Genomic DNA, 1,751 nt, shown 5'->3' with positions numbered 1-1,751 from the left:
GTGACGGCTGGTGTTTTGGTCGACTTCAGACGATACCGCCGGTCTCCCGCTGCCGCCACCTCCGCAGGAGCCGCCGGCCCTGGTCCAGCCCACCCGTGCACAGCGCCCGGCCTCAGGCAAAAATGGCCAAAGTCGAGTTTCAGTCGCCTGACGTTACCATCGTCGATATACAAAGCTCGCGTGATCGCGCGAGCCGACGCTAGCTCATCGTCGTTGCTTTCGTGCTCCAAGTATAAGTCTCGCAGCGCGCAAAGGATAAGAATAGTTGTCGTAATTCGCTGTTGGCCGTCGATCACAGTGCGTTCCGTGACGAAGCCTCGGCTTTGGTTTTTTAGAATGACGTTGCCAACATAATATTCCCCATTGCTGTTACCGCGATATTCCGTCGCGAACTCAAGGATGTCGTTCAGCAACTTTTCGACTTGATTCTTTGCTTCCCAAGTGTAGGAGCGCTGATAAATCGGTACGTGGAACGACATGTTGTCGCCCATAATGAGGTTGCGAATGCTCTTGGAGTGCCCTTCAATTGCCATGATATATGTTCTCTGAGACAGGAAGCATTCAAGGGAGCGTTAACTTCCGCCGAAGGCGTCGTAATTGATGCATAATCCGGCCCAGTATGGGCAAGCATTCCGAGCGTCAGATCGTGTGAGAGGCTACCAGATGATCCCGCGCACAGCCATCACCGGCGGCGAACAGGGTGCGAAACGGCGCCAGATTGCGCCTCTCCGCCGACCAGTCGGCGATGGCGAAGACCACCTGCGCAAAGGCGCCGTTGAACTCCCCGGCAAGCGCGGCATAGAAGTCGCGCGCGGTACGGGCGGAGTCGTTGCCAAAGGCGCCACAGCCCCAGGCGCCCAAGACCAGTGCCGAATAGTCGTAGGCCCGGGCAATGGCGAGGACGCGCCGGATGCGTGCGGCCAATAGATCGCCCGCCGGCGGTTGGCCGATGCCGGGGGCATAAGGCGCGGCGCAGGTGAGCACGCTGAGCATCCAGGGCGTTGGCAGCGCGGTGCCATCGTCCGTCCGGAACACCGGCACCTCCGGGGAAAGGATCGCCCAGTCAGTCGAGTCCGGTAGCGTCCTGGCCGCGTGTGCGGCGTACATGGGATCGCCCCGCAGGGTGGCGTGGAGGGCACTGGAGCGGCACAGCACCTCTTCCTGCGCACGCGCACCGCCCAGGAAGCCGCCGCCGGGCTGGATGCCGTTGGCGAAGTTGAGCGCCAGCACCCGCTCGCCCGCGTCGACCAGCCGTCGAGCGGCCGCAAGGGTGGTTTCGTTGGCGACCTGAACTCTGGTCTGGGCATTCCGGGCGACCGCGGGTACCGGCAGGACGGCATCCGGCGGCAGGCTGCGTTTGGCGGCCACGGCTTGGGCAACTGCCGCCTGCCAGTGCACGAGCGTGCCCTCGGCACTGGTGTAGACCCCGGTCGCGGCGGCCTGGACCGCGGTGCGACCCAGTTCAGCGGCACGTGCCCGCGGGATGTCCAGGACCGCCCGGCAGCGGGCCGCCCGTTCCTCGGAATCGAGACAGGGCAACAGAATGAGTTCGTTCATGATGTCCTCGTTAGCATCGTGATCGCGGCGGTTGCCGATCGGCATCAACTACCCTGAAACTCCGCGGCGAAGGGGGCCAGGAAGCGGCGCTCCGGCGACCAGTCAGCGATGGCGAAAACCACTGACTGGAAGGCGCCGGCCTGTTCCTGGAGCGCCTCATGGAAGATGGCCGCGATGCGGGCCGGGTCGTTACC

General features: G+C 63.5%; 2 protein-coding genes. Both read right to left on the bottom strand.

Going from position 1 to position 1,751, the window contains the following annotated elements:
* A partial coding sequence (locus QZY03_RS27840; protein ID WP_295586958.1) for a DUF262 domain-containing protein occupies positions 1-533 on the bottom strand: 533 nt, incomplete at its 3' end.
* Between the two features lie 106 nt (positions 534-639).
* On the bottom strand, positions 640-1,557 hold the full coding sequence (locus QZY03_RS27835) for a TIGR02452 family protein (protein WP_295586956.1): 918 nt from the start codon (positions 1,555-1,557) through the stop codon (positions 640-642).
* Positions 1,558-1,751: the final 194 nt, after the last annotated feature.

This window comes from uncultured Lamprocystis sp. (assembly GCF_903933125.1).
Classification (GTDB): domain Bacteria; phylum Pseudomonadota; class Gammaproteobacteria; order Chromatiales; family Chromatiaceae; genus Thiodictyon.
This window is presented reverse-complemented; position numbering and strand designations above follow the sequence as displayed.

What these genes read in the sequence shown, in the direction of transcription:
- QZY03_RS27835 (WP_295586956.1), bottom strand. Translation starts at nt 1,557, where the DNA reads ATGAACGAACTCATTCTGTTGCCCTGTCTCGATTCCGAGGAACGGGCG.